The organism is Stenotrophomonas sp. GbtcB23 (genome assembly GCF_019091045.1).
Lineage (GTDB): Bacteria > Pseudomonadota > Gammaproteobacteria > Xanthomonadales > Xanthomonadaceae > Stenotrophomonas > Stenotrophomonas rhizophila_A.
Window position 1 is genome coordinate 1 of the sequence record NZ_JAGXKC010000627.1, and the last position, 242, is coordinate 242.

General features: G+C 64.9%; 1 protein-coding gene. It reads right to left on the reverse strand.

From position 1 onward, the window contains the following. Positions 1 to 242, reverse strand: a 242-nt coding sequence (locus KVS69_RS20365; protein WP_217540100.1) for an ROK family protein, incomplete at both ends; no start/stop codon positions are given.

Sequence of the window (242 nt, forward strand, 5' to 3'; positions counted from 1 at the left end):
ACCTGGCCGAAATGACCGGATATGCCGCGAAGCAGACGCCCATCGGAAACAATGCCGCCGCCGAGACCGGTGGAGACGGTCATGAAGACGAGATCAGAGCGATCATCGGTGGCTTTGAATTCGCCCCAAGCAGCGGCCTGCGCGGCGTCGGCGACGACGTCGGGGGCGCCCATCAGTTCGGCAGCGCGGGCTTCCAGAGGAAACTCGCCTTCGAGGCCAAGTGTCGCCCTGCTCATCGCTCG